This window comes from Anoxybacillus sp. FSL W8-0382 (assembly GCF_038003845.1).
Lineage (GTDB): Bacteria > Bacillota > Bacilli > Bacillales > Anoxybacillaceae > Anoxybacillus > Anoxybacillus flavithermus_G.
This window is the reverse complement of sequence record NZ_JBBOPX010000001.1, coordinates 2,202,549-2,219,371: the sequence shown is the minus strand read 5'-3', so window position 1 is coordinate 2,219,371 and position 16,823 is coordinate 2,202,549. Positions and strand designations below refer to the sequence as shown.

11 protein-coding genes and 5 pseudogenes are annotated in these 16,823 nt (G+C 52.9%); 11 read left to right on the top strand and 5 right to left on the bottom strand.

The genetic code is table 11. The annotated features are described in order from the left end of the window. Positions 1-55 precede the first annotated feature (55 nt). On the top strand, positions 56-1,906 hold the full coding sequence (gene asnB / locus NSS60_RS11700; RefSeq protein ID WP_004891976.1) for an asparagine synthase (glutamine-hydrolyzing): 1,851 nt from the start codon (positions 56-58) through the stop codon (positions 1,904-1,906). A 34-nt stretch (positions 1,907-1,940) separates the two neighbouring features. On the opposite strand, the gene NSS60_RS11695 is transcribed toward asnB, so the two are convergent. Next, positions 1,941-3,284 (bottom strand): MATE family efflux transporter, encoded by a 1,344-nt coding sequence (locus tag NSS60_RS11695; RefSeq protein ID WP_080601165.1) that lies wholly within the window; start codon positions 3,282-3,284, stop codon positions 1,941-1,943. A 218-nt stretch (positions 3,285-3,502) separates the two neighbouring features. Here NSS60_RS11695 and NSS60_RS11690 point away from each other — a divergent pair, with 218 nt between their 5' ends. Beyond that, positions 3,503-4,870, top strand: a complete 1,368-nt coding sequence (locus NSS60_RS11690; protein WP_340720873.1) for an ISLre2 family transposase — start codon at positions 3,503-3,505, stop codon at positions 4,868-4,870. Between the two features lie 148 nt (positions 4,871-5,018). Here the strand turns inward: NSS60_RS11690 and NSS60_RS11685 are convergent. From NSS60_RS11685 to NSS60_RS11675, 3 genes and pseudogenes are all read right to left on the bottom strand, one after another. Next, positions 5,019-5,351, bottom strand: a pseudogene (locus tag NSS60_RS11685) (GGDEF domain-containing protein); the annotation flags it as partial. Continuing rightward, a pseudogene (locus NSS60_RS11680) lies at positions 5,348-5,506 on the bottom strand (iron reductase); the annotation flags it as partial. The pseudogenes NSS60_RS11685 and NSS60_RS11680, both read right to left, overlap by 4 nt. A gap of 76 nt (positions 5,507-5,582) precedes the next feature. Then, positions 5,583-6,950, bottom strand: coding sequence for an ISLre2 family transposase (locus NSS60_RS11675; protein WP_340720874.1), 1,368 nt, complete (start codon positions 6,948-6,950; stop codon positions 5,583-5,585). A gap of 162 nt (positions 6,951-7,112) precedes the next feature. On the opposite strand from NSS60_RS11675, the pseudogene NSS60_RS11670 reads away from it, so the two are divergent. From NSS60_RS11670 to NSS60_RS11630, 9 genes and pseudogenes are all read left to right on the top strand, one after another. Further along, positions 7,113-8,232, top strand: a pseudogene (locus tag NSS60_RS11670) (IS4 family transposase). 106 nt (positions 8,233-8,338) lie between these two features. Beyond that, positions 8,339-9,340, top strand: coding sequence for a FecCD family ABC transporter permease (locus NSS60_RS11665; protein WP_340720872.1), 1,002 nt, complete (start codon positions 8,339-8,341; stop codon positions 9,338-9,340). Beyond that, a complete protein-coding gene (locus NSS60_RS11660) occupies positions 9,337-10,389 on the top strand; it encodes a FecCD family ABC transporter permease (RefSeq protein ID WP_049625288.1) in 1,053 nt (350 codons plus the stop codon). Before NSS60_RS11665 ends, NSS60_RS11660 begins: the two co-directional genes overlap by 4 nt. Before the next feature lie 18 nt (positions 10,390-10,407). Next, the gene (locus NSS60_RS11655) at positions 10,408-11,220 is read left to right on the top strand and encodes an ABC transporter ATP-binding protein (protein WP_049625289.1); all 813 of its coding nucleotides are present in this window, start codon (positions 10,408-10,410) and stop codon (positions 11,218-11,220) included. After that, positions 11,220-11,822, top strand: a complete 603-nt coding sequence (locus NSS60_RS11650; protein ID WP_088223767.1) for an IucA/IucC family C-terminal-domain containing protein — start codon at positions 11,220-11,222, stop codon at positions 11,820-11,822. The genes NSS60_RS11655 and NSS60_RS11650 overlap by 1 nt, the downstream gene beginning before the upstream one ends. 146 nt (positions 11,823-11,968) lie before the next feature. After that, the gene (locus tag NSS60_RS11645) at positions 11,969-12,940 is read left to right on the top strand and encodes an ABC transporter substrate-binding protein (protein WP_049625478.1); all 972 of its coding nucleotides are present in this window, start codon (positions 11,969-11,971) and stop codon (positions 12,938-12,940) included. 312 nt (positions 12,941-13,252) lie between these two features. After that, positions 13,253-14,620: an ISLre2 family transposase gene (locus NSS60_RS11640; protein ID WP_340720874.1), complete on the top strand. Its 1,368-nt coding sequence runs from the start codon at positions 13,253-13,255 to the stop codon at positions 14,618-14,620. Between the two features lie 76 nt (positions 14,621-14,696). Next, positions 14,697-14,855, top strand: a pseudogene (locus NSS60_RS11635) (iron reductase); the annotation flags it as partial. Further along, positions 14,852-15,184 (top strand): annotated as a pseudogene (locus tag NSS60_RS11630) (GGDEF domain-containing protein); the annotation flags it as partial. The pseudogenes NSS60_RS11635 and NSS60_RS11630, both read left to right, overlap by 4 nt. 148 nt (positions 15,185-15,332) lie before the next feature. Here NSS60_RS11630 and NSS60_RS11625 read toward each other — a convergent pair. Continuing rightward, entirely contained in the window at positions 15,333-16,700 is a 1,368-nt protein-coding gene (locus NSS60_RS11625; protein WP_340720873.1) for an ISLre2 family transposase, read from the bottom strand. Positions 16,701-16,823 lie beyond the last annotated feature (123 nt).

Genomic DNA, 16,823 nt, shown 5'->3' with positions numbered 1-16,823 from the left:
TGCATAAAATAAAAGCATGCTTCATACTTGTTCACAACAGAAGGGAATGATTGACGTGTGCGGAATTACCGGATGGGTTCATTTTGAGCGTCAGTTGCGCCAAGAAAGAGATGTTGTTCTCAACATGGCCAATACGCTTTCATTTAGAGGACCGGATGATACAAATGTTTGGATGGACGATCATGTCGCATTTGGGCATAAGCGGCTTGTCGTTGTCGACCCAGCAGGCGGCGTCCAGCCGATGACGCGAATAAAAAACGGTTATGCCTATACGATTTGTTATAATGGCGAACTGTATAATACAGAAGATATTCGCAAACAGTTATTGCAAAAAGGATATACGTTTCAAGGGCATTCCGATACAGAAGTGTTGCTTACCGCATACATGGAATGGCGTGAACAATGTGTCGATCATTTAAACGGCATTTTTGCATTTGCGGTTTGGGATGGTGAGCGCCGTCATTTGTTTTTAGCGCGCGATCGTTTAGGAGTGAAGCCGCTCTTTTATCGTCATGAACAAGGAGAGTTTTTATTCGCTTCGGAAATTAAAGCGATTTTAGCGCATCCAAACGTTCGAGCGGAAATTGATCGCGAAAGTTTATGCGAAATTTTAGCGCTCGGTCCGTCACGCACTCCGGGACATGGCGTATTTCGAACGATTCACGAACTGCGCCCGGCTCATGCGATGATCGTGAATAAAGAGGGGATACGGCAATGGCGATACTGGAACGTGAAAAGCGCCCCACACGTTCATTCGTTTGACGAAACAGTCGAGCATATTCGCACGTTGCTTATTGATGCCGTTACGCGCCAACTCGTTTCAGACGTCCCTGTGTGTACGTTTTTATCGGGTGGGGTCGATTCAAGCGCCATTACAGCGATTGCGGCGCAGTCGTTTGAACGAGAAGGAAAAGGACCGCTTCATACGTATTCCATTGATTACGAAGAAAATGAACAATATTTTACTGCGAACGCCTTTCAGCCGAATAGCGATGGTCCTTGGATTAAACAAATGTCTGATGCGTTTCAAACCGTTCATCATACGTGTGTCATTTCGCAACAACAGCTAGCCGACTATTTGACGGAAGCGATGATTGCGCGCGACTTACCGGGGATGGCTGATATTGATTCGTCGCTTCTTTGGTTTTGTCGCCAAATTAAGCAACAGTTTGTTGTGAGTCTATCTGGAGAATGTGCCGACGAAATTTTTGGAGGCTATCCATGGTTCCATAGAAAAGAAGACTTTGAGCGAGACGGATTTCCGTGGATGCGTTCATTGCATGAACGATTCGATCTTCTCAATGAAACGTGGCGTGAAAAACTGCCGCTTCATGAGTATGCCGATATGCGCTATAAAGAAACGCTTCGTGAAGTTCCTCACGCGGACGGAGAAAGCGGAGAAGAAAAACGTCGCCGCGAACTATTTTACTTAAATATGATTTGGTTTATGACGACGCTTTTAGATCGGAAAGACCGAATGAGCATGGCGGCGAGTTTAGAAGTGCGCGTCCCGTTTGCGGACCATCGCCTTGTCGAGTACGTATGGAACATTCCGTGGGAGATGAAAATGCATAACAATCGCGAAAAGGGGATTTTGCGTAAGGCGTTAGAAGGCATGTTGCCTGATGACGTATTGTATCGGAAAAAAAGTCCGTATCCGAAAACGCATCATCCGCGCTATACAGACATCGTAGCGGAACGACTAGAGACCATTTTAGCGAATCGCTCGTCCGTTTTATATGAACTGTTTGATGCAAAGAAGTTAAAGGAATTAGTAGAGACGAAAGGACAGTCGTTTCGCATTCCATGGTTCGGGCAATTGATGTCCGGTCCGCAACTTTTGGCGTATTTTATTCAGTTTCATGAATGGTTTGAGCATTATAACATTCATTTAAAAGAAAACTGAGAAAACCCGAACAACGTCGTCGTTGTTCGGGTTTTTAAGCTGTCGCTTCCTTTTTGACGAACGATTTTGTGCGCCATACGTTTGATTTCCAACGCCAATAGACGAGTAAGCCACGTATCCATTCGTCTGCCGCAAAGGCGAGCCAGATGCCGACTAAACCAAGATCGAATGAAATGCCAAGGAGGTAGGCAAGCGGGATGCTTATTCCCCACATCGAAGCGACGCCGATATAGACAGGAAATTTCACATCGCCAGCAGCACGAAGGGAGTTAATAATCACAAGGTTAAACGAACGACCAGGTTCAAGAAGCATCGTCAGCAAAATGAGCGTCCCGCCTGTTTCAATCATCCATTTATTGCTTGTGAAAATGGAAAACAGTTGATCGGAAAAAAGAGAAAACAAGGCGGCTGCTGTAAACGAAATGATGACGGCGAGCCGCAAACTTTTTAAACAGCGAGCATACGCTTCGTCAAAACGTTGTGCCCCGACGAGATGCCCGACGATAATTTGCGTCCCTTGCCCGATGGCGACGCTAAATAAAAAAATGAACATCATGATGTTTTGTGTATATACTCTCGTCGTTAATGCCTCTGTGCCAAGCATTGTAATAAAATACGTGATGACAAGCTGTGACGTATTGTAAGCGACATGTTCGCCGGCAGATGGAATGCCAATTTTTAATAATTGTTTAACGTAAGCAAATGAAAACGCCTCTTTCGATAACAGTGGGAGAGGATATGGGAGACGTTTCATGATGAGCAAAAATCCAATGACAAGCCCGATCATCCGGCTGATCGTTGTTGACCAAGCGACCCCTTCAACACCTAAAACCGGTAAGCCAAACGGTCCGAACAATACGAAATAGTTGCCAATGATGTTTAATATGTTGACTCCAATCGTAATATTCATCATATCGCGTGTAAACCCGTAGCTGCGCAAAATCGCCCCGAGCGTCATAATGAGCGCTTGCACAAATGAAAAACCACCAACAATCCATAAATAAGCACGCGCATCAGCCATTAGCTCGTTTGGAACGTTCATTACTTGAAGGAGATAATCGCTTCCTATCCAAAGCGCAACGCTTAATACGACGCCAAATAATAAATTTGCCCAAATGGAAGTAGCTCCAATATAGGAAGCTGTTTTTTCATCGTTTGCCCCAGCATATTGTGCAATTAAAATCGATGTTCCTGTTGCGATAAAGCCAAACATGACAACGACCATAAACAATAACTGATTGGCCACCCCGACAGCCGCAACCGCTTCATCTGTGTAGTGACTAAGCATAAACGTATCGGCATTGCCCGTCAACATATGAAGCGTCAATTCAATAAAAATGGGCCAAGTGAGCGCAAATAAAGAAAGCTTTTTTGCCAAACAAGACAACCCCTTTACGATTTCCGACGTGTGAGTAAAATATTTGTGGGTGACATTCAGGAATGATTCCCCGACGAGGGTTGCGAACTTTTGTTCGCGACGCTCGTCGGGGCCACCAAGCGAAGCGCGGTAGAAAAAAGCAAATGTCATGCAAAAAGGACTCTCTCCCTGCTATGATGGTGATGACCAACATCCATAAAACAGGAGGGAGAGAGTCCATGAAACATCTTACCACAGAATGGCCTTTATTAAAAGAGCTGGAGGAACAATTAGTCAGAACTCTTCAAAAGGTGTTCGCTGTCTTGTTGGCGGCCCTTTTGGAGGAGATTGATCAACAACTGGCAGAAGCGCGGGACAAGCGCCGGTATCAGCTGAAAGACAAACGGCCGACCACGATCCAAACGCTGTTTGGAGAAGTGACGTTTCGACGGAACTACTACTATGATCGGCAGGCGGGGGCGTATACCTTCTTGCTGGATGCCGAACTGGGCTTTGATGGAGCGCAGTCGATCAGCCCTTGCCTCGAGGAAACGGCGGTCGAGTTGGCCGTAGAGTGCTCTTCCTACCGCAAAGCGGCCCGTACGTTGGAGTCGATCGTGGGGTATGCGGTCATGAGCCACGAGGCGATTCGCCAACTGGTGCTGGAGGCCCCTGTCTCGCTGCACCACCCTGTTTCCAAACGGCACGGCCGAGTGCTATTTGTGGAGGCGGATGGGCTGTTCATTTCCCGCCAGGGGAAAGGGAAACGGGCGAAAGAAGAGAAAATCCTGGCGGTTCACGAGGGATGGAAACGAAACGGTTCGCAGCTCAAGCTCGTGAACCGGCGCCACTACCTCCATGAAGGGGCGGAAGACGTGTGGGAACGGTTTGAAGAGTGGCTGATGAACGAATATGCCTATGACCCGTGCCGGGACCTTTTGATCATCAACGGCGACGCGGCGTCGTGGATCACAGCCTGCCGGGAGTATTTTGGAAAGCGAGTCTGCTTTCAGCTGGATCGATTTCATGTGGCGCGGGAGCTGCGTCAGTGTCTGTCCGGCCATCCGCGTTGGCGGGACGTGCGGAAGAAGCTGGCGAAACAAGACGAAGAAGGACTTTTGGTCGAGCTGAACAGCGCGGTCGGCACGTTGGAGGACGAAGGCAAAGAACAACAGCTGGCCGCCTTGATTCGCCGGATCGAGTCGATGCCGGGATGCATCCGGGACTATCGGGAGTGGCTGTCGGAGCAAGGGGTGGAGACGACCGGCATGCGTCCGATGGGCCACGCCGAGAGCGTGATGAGCCGGTTTGCGCATCGGGTGAAATCCCGCCGCAGCTGGAAAGACCAAGGGCTTCGGGCGTTTCTGAGGGCGATGGCGGCCCGAATCGACGGGATTTGGCGGAGAAATGGGCAGTTGGTGGAGGAAGAAGAGACCCGAACGGCTGTCTCGGCCTCGACGAAGTCCAAGCGGGTTGAACAGGCCAAACGGAAGGCAGGACGGTTATGGGCAGATGTGGTGCGTCAGAATCTACCGTGTCTGCAGCGGTCATCCGGGACGCCGATCCATCAAGCGTTGTCGGCGCTCCGGGATGGTGGTTGGGTGTAAAAAAATGGAATACAATATCATCACCTCAAGATGAGGGATGAGAGTCAGAAAGCGCTTACGATATGAATTCCTTAAAATGGTTCGCTAACTAGTGATTGACAACGCCCGTAGTGAACCGAAAAAATGTTCTCCACAAAGTCTTGACTGACTCCCAGCGAAAGGCAGCCGGGCGCTGTTTCACCCGTTCAACCAACGCCCGTCCTTCGACGGACAGCGTCCTCTGTTCTTCTTCACTCAGCGCCAAGCCGGCAAAAGCCGGATTGTGGTAAATGATCACGCCTTGCAAATTCAAGATGACCACTGCTTCTGTGAAGTGATGGAAAAAGGCCGTATATTTGTCCATGCAATTGCTACCTCGCCGTTTCACCAAAATAAGCGATGTCCACACTTCCATTTTCACAAAAATACCGACAAAAATCAACAAATTTCGCAAACATTTTGTCAAAAATATGGAACTGCCCACCGGCGGCCTCCCGGTCATCCGGTTTGCCGCTGGCGGGCTTTGAGTGGGCACGTTTGGCAGCATGTCCCCCCGTTGGTTTGCACGTATAGGCAGCACGTTGTCCGCTGCATGCCGCTCGCGCCTTTCCAAAAGCGACGGAGCGGATTGTCTTTTTGGCCAAACAGGCGGCCGTCTTCAGGAATTGATATCGTAAGCGCTTTCGGACTCTCATCCCTCATCTTGAAGTGATGATATTGTATTCCATTTTTTTTACACCCAACCAAAATCCCGAAGCGCCGACAACGCTTGATGGATCGGCGTCCCGGATGACCGCTGCAGACACGGTAGATTCTGACGCACCACATCTGCCCACAACCGTCCTGCCTTCCGTTTGGCCTGTTCAACCCGCTTGGACTTCGTCGAGGCCGAGACAGCCGTTCGGGTCTCTTCTTCCTCCACCAACTGCCCATTTCTCCGCCAAATCCCGTCGATTCGGGCCGCCATCGCCCTCAGAAACGCCCGAAGCCCTTGGTCTTTCCAGCTGCGGCGGGATTTCACCCGATGCGCAAACCGGCTCATCACGCTCTCGGCGTGGCCCATCGGACGCATGCCGGTCGTCTCCACCCCTTGCTCCGACAGCCACTCCCGATAGTCCCGGATGCATCCCGGCATCGACTCGATCCGGCGAATCAAGGCGGCCAGCTGTTGTTCTTTGCCTTCGTCCTCCAACGTGCCGACCGCGCTGTTCAGCTCGACCAAAAGTCCTTCTTCGTCTTGTTTCGCCAGCTTCTTCCGCACGTCCCGCCAACGCGGATGGCCGGACAGACACTGACGCAGCTCCCGCGCCACATGAAATCGATCCAGCTGAAAGCAGACTCGCTTTCCAAAATACTCCCGGCAGGCTGTGATCCACGACGCCGCGTCGCCGTTGATGATCAAAAGGTCCCGGCACGGGTCATAGGCATATTCGTTCATCAGCCACTCTTCAAACCGTTCCCACACGTCTTCCGCCCCTTCATGGAGGTAGTGGCGCCGGTTCACGAGCTTGAGCTGCGAACCGTTTCGTTTCCATCCCTCGTGAACCGCCAGGATTTTCTCTTCTTTCGCCCGTTTCCCTTTCCCCTGGCGGGAAATGAACAGCCCATCCGCCTCCACAAATAGCACTCGGCCGTGCCGTTTGGAAACAGGGTGGTGCAGCGAGACAGGGGCCTCCAGCACCAGTTGGCGAATCGCCTCGTGGCTCATGACCGCATACCCCACGATCGACTCCAACGTACGGGCCGCTTTGCGGTAGGAAGAGCACTCTACGGCCAACTCGACCGCCGTTTCCTCGAGGCAAGGGCTGATCGACTGCGCTCCATCAAAGCCCAGTTCGGCATCCAGCAAGAAGGTATACGCCCCCGCCTGCCGATCATAGTAGTAGTTCCGTCGAAACGTCACTTCTCCAAACAGCGTTTGGATCGTGGTCGGCCGTTTGTCTTTCAGCTGATACCGGCGCTTGTCCCGCGCTTCTGCCAGTTGTTGATCAATCTCCTCCAAAAGGGCCGCCAACAAGACAGCGAACACCTTTTGAAGAGTTCTGACTAATTGTTCCTCCAGCTCTTTTAATAAAGGCCATTCTGTGGTAAGATGTTTCATGGACTCTCTCCCTCCTGTTTTATGGATGTTGGTCATCACCATCATAGCAGGGAGAGAGTCCTTTTTGCATGACATTTGCTTTTTTCTACCGCGCTTCGCTTGGTGGCCCCGACGAGCGTCGCGAACAAAAGTTCGCAACCCTCGTCGGGGAATCATTCCTGAATGTCACCCACAAATATTTTACTCACACTTTCGGATGAAGAGATTCAACTGATTGCCGAAGCGGTTGGGTATCGTGATTCGTCTCGAACCTTTACGTTGCGCGAGTTGATTCACTTCTTCCTGCTGGCCGCCATGCATCAATGGAAAAGCTTTCGCCACGGAGCCGATGTGGGGCCTCTGTATGGATTGCCGCGATTCCATTATTCCACAGTATCCAAGAAAGCGAAAGAAGTTCCCTATGACATCATGAAACGCTTGTTGGCGTTGATCATTTCCAAGTGCAACCGCCAAACCCGCCGTTCGCTTCGGTTTCCCAAACCGCTTCGGGTGGTGGATTCGACGACCGTCACGGTCGGGAAAAACCGCCTCCCATGGGCTCCGTATCACGGCGAACGCGCCGGAGTGAAGCTGCACGTCGCGTATTCGCCGGAATCCTCGCTGCCGGCAGACGTGGTGGAAACGACCGGACTGCGTCACGATGGCCCAGTGGGAGAACAGTTGACGAACGCTCAACAAGTGCTGGTGGAAGACCGGGCGTATTTCAAAATCGAACGCCTCGATCGATTTGTGGAGCAGCATCAGCTCTTTGTCATTCGAATGAAGGACAACATCGAACTTCATCAGAAAAAAAGCTTGAAACGCCTTTCCAGCACATCTTCATCGGTTCAAGCCGACTTCACGTGCCAGTTGGGGACGAAACAATGCCGATCGACCAAGCGTCACCGGGTAGTGATCTTTCGAGATGCAAATGGCCGCGACATTCGGGTCGTGACGAATCTCTTCCATGCGTCTGCGGAAACCATTGCCGACATGTACCAACAACGTTGGACCGTTGAAGTCTTTTTCCGCTGGGTAAAGCAATATCTGAATGTCCCAACCTTGTTTGGCACGACGGAAAATGCGGTATACAATCAGCTGTTTGGGGCGTTCATTGCGTATGTGTTGCTGCGATGGCTGTATGATCAAACCAAAAAAACGGACGAACGTCTCTCTTTCCTTCATTTCGTTTGTTCGCCGTTTTTTCTCTGGGCAGCTTCCTCTCGATTGGAAATCCGGGATGGCCGCTGCTTTGTTTGAGTATGCCCAAATTTATGGAAGGCGTATGTATAATTTTGGATAATCAACACTCGTGTAAGAAAATGCGAAAAAAACATTGACGATGAGAGTCATTATCAAATATACTTGACGATAGAGATATAGAGAATGAAGCAAGGGAGATCTCAGAGATGCTGGTGACAAACTGTCAAAAAATGGTTGGCCTTATCGGTTTGCTGATTGTGCTGCTTGCCGCCATGTGGATGAGCATCGTTTGCGGATATACCGATACGAGTTGGCGGCAGGCGGTGGCGGCTCTCATCGACAATAACGGATCGAATGCCCATTTAGTCGCGGCGACGGTTCGGCTGCCGCGAGCGTTGATTGCGGCTGCCGTTGGCGCAAGCCTAGCGATGGCCGGAGCGCTCATGCAAGCGCTGACGCGAAACCCGCTCGCTTCGCCAGGCATTTTCGGCATTAACGCCGGGGCCGGTTTTTTGATTGTTGTGACGGTCACCTTTTTTTCCATTTCTTCATTGCAAATGTTGTCTTGGGTCGCATTTATGGGGGCGGCGATGGCGGCGTTGATCGTGTTTGTGATCAGCGCCGCGGGGAAGGACGGGCTGACCCCGCTCAAAATGACGCTCGCCGGCACGGCGGTCGCGGCTTTATTTGCCTCGCTGACGCAAGGGATGCTGGCGATGAATGAAAAAGCGCTTGAAGAAGTGCTCTTTTGGCTGGCCGGGTCGGTCGCCGGCCGGAAGCTCGAGCTGTTGGCAGCCGTCTTTCCGTATTTGGCTGCCGCTTGGCTTGGGGCCATGTTGCTGGCGCGACATGTCAACATCTTAATGATGGGAGACGATGTAGCGAAAGGGCTCGGGCAGCGGACAACCTTCATTAAAGCGGCCGCCGCTCTCTTAGTTGTCCTGCTCGCCGGCGGTTCGGTCGCTGTTGCCGGTCCGATCGGCTTTATCGGCATCATGGTGCCGCATATGGCGCGGGCGCTGGCCGGCGTCGACCACCGCTGGCTGCTTCCATACTGCGCCTTGCTTGGCGGGATTTTGCTTCTTATGGCCGATATTGGGGCGCGCTACGTTCTGATGCCGCGCGAAGTGCCGGTCGGCATCGTCACCGCCTTGCTCGGCGTTCCATTTTTCATCTACATTGCCCGCAGGGGGATCGCCGCAAAATGAAAAAATACATCACGGTCCGAATGGGAAAACACATCTCGTTTTTCTATGACAAAAAAGCTGTTGCGGTGCTCGCCGCGCTCATAGCAGCGGCCGTCTTACTTTTCCTGATCAGCATTGGCAGCGGCGAAATGCGCATGTCCCCGCTTGAGGCCGCTGCCGCGCTGTTCGGATACGGAGAGGAAATTCATCAGACGGTGATTGTGACGTTCCGCCTGCCGCGTGTGCTTGTCGCTTGGTTGGCCGGAATGGCGCTGGCTGCCGCGGGTGCCATTTTGCAAGGAATGGTGCGCAATCCGCTCGCTTCGCCGGATGTGCTCGGCATCACCGGCGGAGCGGCGGCCGCGGTCGTTGGCTTTTTGGCGCTATTTAGCGATGAAAACAACTCTTTGACCGTCAGCATCCACTGGCTGCCGCTTGCCGCCTTTCTCGGCGCAGCGACCGCTGCTTGGCTCGTATATATGCTGGCGTGGAAAAACGGCCTCGCCCCGCTTCGGCTCGTGCTTGTCGGCATCGGCGTTTCTGCGCTCATGCAGGCGTTGACGACACTGTTGATGATCACAGGACCCATCTATCGGGCGAGCCAGGCAAACGTGTGGATTACGGGCAGTGTGTATGGAGCTTCTTGGCAGCACGTTTCGCTCATGGCGCCATGGGTCATCGGACTGCTCCTTGTGGCGATATTGGCCGCGCGGCATGTCAATGTGCAGGAGCTGGGCGATGAGCTGGCGATTGGGCTTGGCGGCGCGGTCGAACGGCAACGGCTAGGACTTGTTTTGCTTAGCACCGCGCTCACCGGCGGCGCGGTCGCTTTCGCCGGTGGCATCGGCTTTGTCGGGCTGATGGCGCCGCATATGGCACGCCGGCTTGTTGGTTCGGCGTTTGGTGCGCTGCTTCCGACGGCAGCGCTGTTAGGCGGCGTGCTCGTCATGGGGGCGGATCTCGCCGGGCGGATGCTTTTGGCGCCGACGGAAATCCCGGCCGGCGTATTTACGGCCGCACTTGGTGCGCCATATTTTATTTATTTGTTGTACCGAACCCGGAAACCATAAATGAAGGAGGGGGCAAACATGCACGCGCTGCAGGCGAAAGAATTGACATTGTCGTACGGGGATGCGCTCATTATCGATCGGTTGAACTTGACGATTCCAAAAGGGAAAATCACGGTGTTCATCGGCGCGAACGGCTGCGGCAAGTCGACGTTGCTGCGCGCCTTGGCTCGTCTGTTGAAGCCGGCAGGCGGCGCTGTCTTGCTTGATGGAAAAGAGATTGCCAAGCAGCCGACCAAGGAAATCGCCCGCCGTTTGGCCATTTTGCCGCAGTCGCCTGTGGCTCCGGAAGGATTGACGGTCCTTCAGCTCGTCAAGCAAGGGCGTTACCCATATCAAACGTGGCTCAAGCAATGGAGCGACGAAGATGAGCGCGCCGTTGCGCGCGCTTTGTCAGCAACAGGACTGACAGAGCTTGCCGAGCGGCCGGTTGATTCGCTGTCCGGCGGCCAGCGCCAGCGCGCATGGATTGCCATGACATTAGCGCAAGAAACAGACATCATCTTGCTTGACGAGCCGACCACTTACTTAGATTTGGCGCATCAAATTGATATTTTGGATTTATTGTTCGAACTCAATGCAACAGAACAGCGGACGATCGTCATGGTGCTTCACGATTTGAATTTAGCGTGCCGTTACGCCCATCATCTCGTCGCCATTCGCGATAAAACGGTGTATGCCGAAGGAAAGCCGGAGGATGTTATTTCCCGCCAGCTCGTGAAAGATGTGTTCCAAATGGATTGCCAAATCACGTACGATCCGATCTTTGGCACCCCGCTTTGCATTCCGTATGGGAAAGGACGGAGAATTTTACAGAAAGAAGGCGTATCGTGATGAGATTGCGTGAAGACGAAATGAAAACGTTGGAAACGTACCGTTTTTCAAGCGAAGCTGCTGATGTCTCGTCATCGATGTTGTTGGCCCGGCTGCTGAATGATGACGGGCAGCTCGCGAAGTATGTGGCGCACGTCCGCGCCGAGATGGGGGCGGCAAATGACGCGGTTGCCGTTTCGATGCTCGTCAAGCGCCTAAGCTTTTTGGCGCCGATGGCCTTATACGCCATGTCGGTGTGGAACAAGCGGCTTGTGCTCGATCCTGAGCGAATTTGGCTTGATACGGACGGCGAAGGGGAAATGTGGATGCCGCGCTTTCGCCTTGCGCCGCCGGAAGCGGAGATGTGTGGCATTGAGCGCAGCGGTTGGCGCGAGCAGGCCGTTCGCGACGTGTTCGCCGGCTTGTTCGCTCCGCTCATCGTCCGGTTGCGGCGCCTGACGCGTGTATCGCCGCTCATCTTATGGGAAAATGTCTCGATTTATGTGTACTGGGTATATGAACGTTGGCTTGAGGATGAGTCGCTTGCTCCGGTCGCCGACCGGCTGCGCGATGATTTTTATTTCCTTGTTTATGACGCAAATGGTTCTATAACTAGTGATTGACAACACCCGTAGTGAACCGAAAAAATGTTCTCCACAAAGTCTTGACTGACTCTTTTCTTATGATATAGTTGACAACGATTCTCAATTTTATTTATTATAATCAACGTAAATGAAATTCATTATCAAACTTCAAGGGGGATTGGCTAGTGAAATCACGACATCTCACCCTTTTTTCCGCCTTCATTCTTTCTCTCCTGCTTCTCGCGGGCTGCGGCGGAAAACAGGAAGAAACAGCCAAACCAGCGGAAAACAATGGGGCGAAAGCGGAAGTGAGCTACACGGTCGAACACGCCATGGGCTCGACCGAAATCAAAGGAACACCCAAACGGGTCGTCATTTTGACGAACGAAGGAACAGAAGCGTTGCTGGCGCTAGGCATAAAGCCGGTCGGCGCCGTCAAATCGTGGACGGGCGATCCGTGGTACGACCATATTAAAGATAAAATGGAAGGCGTCAAAGAGCTCGGTTTGGAGTCAGAGCCGAACGTGGAAGCGATCGCCGCCTTGAAACCGGATTTGATCATCGGCAACAAAATGCGCCATGAAAAAATTTACGAACAACTGAAACAAATCGCCCCGACCGTGTTCTCAGAAACGCTGCGCGGCAAATGGAAAGACAACTTTATGCTGTATGCGAAAGCTGTGAACCAAGAGGAAAAAGGGAAACAAATCATTGCTGAATATGACAAGCGCATTGAAGACTTAAAAGCGAAACTCGGCGACAAGTTAAACATGAAAGTCTCGATCGTCCGCTTTGAGGCCGGCGACGTGCGCATTTACCATAAAGACTCGTTCTCCGGCGTCATTTTGGATCAACTTGGCTTCGCCCGCCCGGAATCGCAAAACGTAAACGACTTTGCGGAAACCGGCGTGACGAAAGAACGCATTCCAGCAATGGATGGCGACATCCTGTTCTACTTTACATATGAGACGGGGGACGGCAAAGCGAGCGAACTTGAAAAAGAATGGATCAACGACCCGCTATTTCAAAACTTAAACGTCGCGAAACAAGGCAAGGTGTACAAAGTGAGCAACACGATTTGGAACACGGCTGGCGGAGTACTTGCGGCCCACTTGATGTTGGATGATATTGAAAAATATTTTCTGCAAGGCCAGTAATGCAGTGAAAGGCGATGCAAAGCCTCTTCTTCCTTTGCATCGTCTTCTTTTTTCTTATGAAAACGCACTGCCTTGATCAGCCATTTTTATGCTGGAATGGTGAGCGCAACGCGCCTAGCTACGTGTGAGTAAAATATTTGTGGGTGACATTCAGGAATGATTCCCCGACGAGGGTTGCGAACTTTTGTTCGCGACGCTCGTCGGGGCCACCAAGCGAAGCGCGGTAGAAAAAAGCAAATGTCATGCAAAAAGGACTCTCTCCCTGCTATGATGGTGATGACCAACATCCATAAAACAGGAGGGAGAGAGTCCATGAAACATCTTACCACAGAATGGCCTTTATTAAAAGAGCTGGAGGAACAATTAGTCAGAACTCTTCAAAAGGTGTTCGCTGTCTTGTTGGCGGCCCTTTTGGAGGAGATTGATCAACAACTGGCAGAAGCGCGGGACAAGCGCCGGTATCAGCTGAAAGACAAACGGCCGACCACGATCCAAACGCTGTTTGGAGAAGTGACGTTTCGACGGAACTACTACTATGATCGGCAGGCGGGGGCGTATACCTTCTTGCTGGATGCCGAACTGGGCTTTGATGGAGCGCAGTCGATCAGCCCTTGCCTCGAGGAAACGGCGGTCGAGTTGGCCGTAGAGTGCTCTTCCTACCGCAAAGCGGCCCGTACGTTGGAGTCGATCGTGGGGTATGCGGTCATGAGCCACGAGGCGATTCGCCAACTGGTGCTGGAGGCCCCTGTCTCGCTGCACCACCCTGTTTCCAAACGGCACGGCCGAGTGCTATTTGTGGAGGCGGATGGGCTGTTCATTTCCCGCCAGGGGAAAGGGAAACGGGCGAAAGAAGAGAAAATCCTGGCGGTTCACGAGGGATGGAAACGAAACGGTTCGCAGCTCAAGCTCGTGAACCGGCGCCACTACCTCCATGAAGGGGCGGAAGACGTGTGGGAACGGTTTGAAGAGTGGCTGATGAACGAATATGCCTATGACCCGTGCCGGGACCTTTTGATCATCAACGGCGACGCGGCGTCGTGGATCACAGCCTGCCGGGAGTATTTTGGAAAGCGAGTCTGCTTTCAGCTGGATCGATTTCATGTGGCGCGGGAGCTGCGTCAGTGTCTGTCCGGCCATCCGCGTTGGCGGGACGTGCGGAAGAAGCTGGCGAAACAAGACGAAGAAGGACTTTTGGTCGAGCTGAACAGCGCGGTCGGCACGTTGGAGGACGAAGGCAAAGAACAACAGCTGGCCGCCTTGATTCGCCGGATCGAGTCGATGCCGGGATGCATCCGGGACTATCGGGAGTGGCTGTCGGAGCAAGGGGTGGAGACGACCGGCATGCGTCCGATGGGCCACGCCGAGAGCGTGATGAGCCGGTTTGCGCATCGGGTGAAATCCCGCCGCAGCTGGAAAGACCAAGGGCTTCGGGCGTTTCTGAGGGCGATGGCGGCCCGAATCGACGGGATTTGGCGGAGAAATGGGCAGTTGGTGGAGGAAGAAGAGACCCGAACGGCTGTCTCGGCCTCGACGAAGTCCAAGCGGGTTGAACAGGCCAAACGGAAGGCAGGACGGTTGTGGGCAGATGTGGTGCGTCAGAATCTACCGTGTCTGCAGCGGTCATCCGGGACGCCGATCCATCAAGCGTTGTCGGCGCTTCGGGATTTTGGTTGGGTGTAAAAAAAATGGAATACAATATCATCACTTCAAGATGAGGGATGAGAGTCCGAAAGCGCTTACGATATCAATTCCTGAAGACGGCCGCCTGTTTGGCCAAAAAGACAATCCGCTCCGTCGCTTTTGGAAAGGCGCGAGCGGCATGCAGCGGACAACGTGCTGCCTATACGTGCAAACCAACGGGGGGACATGCTGCCAAACGTGCCCACTCAAAGCCCGCCAGCGGCAAACCGGATGACCGGGAGGCCGCCGGTGGGCAGTTCCATATTTTTGACAAAATGTTTGCGAAATTTGTTGATTTTTGTCGGTATTTTTGTGAAAATGGAAGTGTGGACATCGCTTATTTTGGTGAAACGGCGAGGTAGCAATTGCATGGACAAATATACGGCCTTTTTCCATCACTTCACAGAAGCAGTGGTCATCTTGAATTTGCAAGGCGTGATCATTTACCACAATCCGGCTTTTGCCGGCTTGGCGCTGAGTGAAGAAGAACAGAGGACGCTGTCCGTCGAAGGACGGGCGTTGGTTGAACGGGTGAAACAGCGCCCGGCTGCCTTTCGCTGGGAGTCAGTCAAGACTTTGTGGAGAACATTTTTTCGGTTCACTACGGGCGTTGTCAATCACTAGTTAGCGAACCATTTTAAGGAATTCATATCGTAAGCGCTTTCTGACTCTCATCCCTCATCTTGAGGTGATGATATTGTATTCCATTTTTTTACACCCAACCACCATCCCGGAGCGCCGACAACGCTTGATGGATCGGCGTCCCGGATGACCGCTGCAGACACGGTAGATTCTGACGCACCACATCTGCCCATAACCGTCCTGCCTTCCGTTTGGCCTGTTCAACCCGCTTGGACTTCGTCGAGGCCGAGACAGCCGTTCGGGTCTCTTCTTCCTCCACCAACTGCCCATTTCTCCGCCAAATCCCGTCGATTCGGGCCGCCATCGCCCTCAGAAACGCCCGAAGCCCTTGGTCTTTCCAGCTGCGGCGGGATTTCACCCGATGCGCAAACCGGCTCATCACGCTCTCGGCGTGGCCCATCGGACGCATGCCGGTCGTCTCCACCCCTTGCTCCGACAGCCACTCCCGATAGTCCCGGATGCATCCCGGCATCGACTCGATCCGGCGAATCAAGGCGGCCAGCTGTTGTTCTTTGCCTTCGTCCTCCAACGTGCCGACCGCGCTGTTCAGCTCGACCAAAAGTCCTTCTTCGTCTTGTTTCGCCAGCTTCTTCCGCACGTCCCGCCAACGCGGATGGCCGGACAGACACTGACGCAGCTCCCGCGCCACATGAAATCGATCCAGCTGAAAGCAGACTCGCTTTCCAAAATACTCCCGGCAGGCTGTGATCCACGACGCCGCGTCGCCGTTGATGATCAAAAGGTCCCGGCACGGGTCATAGGCATATTCGTTCATCAGCCACTCTTCAAACCGTTCCCACACGTCTTCCGCCCCTTCATGGAGGTAGTGGCGCCGGTTCACGAGCTTGAGCTGCGAACCGTTTCGTTTCCATCCCTCGTGAACCGCCAGGATTTTCTCTTCTTTCGCCCGTTTCCCTTTCCCCTGGCGGGAAATGAACAGCCCATCCGCCTCCACAAATAGCACTCGGCCGTGCCGTTTGGAAACAGGGTGGTGCAGCGAGACAGGGGCCTCCAGCACCAGTTGGCGAATCGCCTCGTGGCTCATGACCGCATACCCCACGATCGACTCCAACGTACGGGCCGCTTTGCGGTAGGAAGAGCACTCTACGGCCAACTCGACCGCCGTTTCCTCGAGGCAAGGGCTGATCGACTGCGCTCCATCAAAGCCCAGTTCGGCATCCAGCAAGAAGGTATACGCCCCCGCCTGCCGATCATAGTAGTAGTTCCGTCGAAACGTCACTTCTCCAAACAGCGTTTGGATCGTGGTCGGCCGTTTGTCTTTCAGCTGATACCGGCGCTTGTCCCGCGCTTCTGCCAGTTGTTGATCAATCTCCTCCAAAAGGGCCGCCAACAAGACAGCGAACACCTTTTGAAGAGTTCTGACTAATTGTTCCTCCAGCTCTTTTAATAAAGGCCATTCTGTGGTAAGATGTTTCATGGACTCTCTCCCTCCTGTTTTATGGATGTTGGTCATCACCATCATAGCAGGGAGAGAGTCCTTTTTGCATGACATTTGCTTTTTTCTACCGCGCTTCGCTTGGTGGCCCCGACGAGCGTCGCG

Excerpts from the sequence above, each read along its gene's own strand:
- NSS60_RS11655 (WP_049625289.1), top strand. The coding sequence starts at position 10,408 with ATGCACGCGCTGCAGGCGAAAGAATTGACATTGTCGTACGGGGATGCG.
- NSS60_RS11640 (WP_340720874.1), top strand. The coding sequence starts at position 13,253 with ATGAAACATCTTACCACAGAATGGCCTTTATTAAAAGAGCTGGAGGAA.
- NSS60_RS11650 (WP_088223767.1), top strand. The coding sequence starts at position 11,220 with ATGAGATTGCGTGAAGACGAAATGAAAACGTTGGAAACGTACCGTTTT.
- NSS60_RS11660 (WP_049625288.1), top strand. The coding sequence starts at position 9,337 with ATGAAAAAATACATCACGGTCCGAATGGGAAAACACATCTCGTTTTTC.
- NSS60_RS11665 (WP_340720872.1), top strand. The coding sequence starts at position 8,339 with ATGCTGGTGACAAACTGTCAAAAAATGGTTGGCCTTATCGGTTTGCTG.
- NSS60_RS11675 (WP_340720874.1), bottom strand. The coding sequence starts at position 6,950 with ATGAAACATCTTACCACAGAATGGCCTTTATTAAAAGAGCTGGAGGAA.
- NSS60_RS11625 (WP_340720873.1), bottom strand. The coding sequence starts at position 16,700 with ATGAAACATCTTACCACAGAATGGCCTTTATTAAAAGAGCTGGAGGAA.
- NSS60_RS11690 (WP_340720873.1), top strand. The coding sequence starts at position 3,503 with ATGAAACATCTTACCACAGAATGGCCTTTATTAAAAGAGCTGGAGGAA.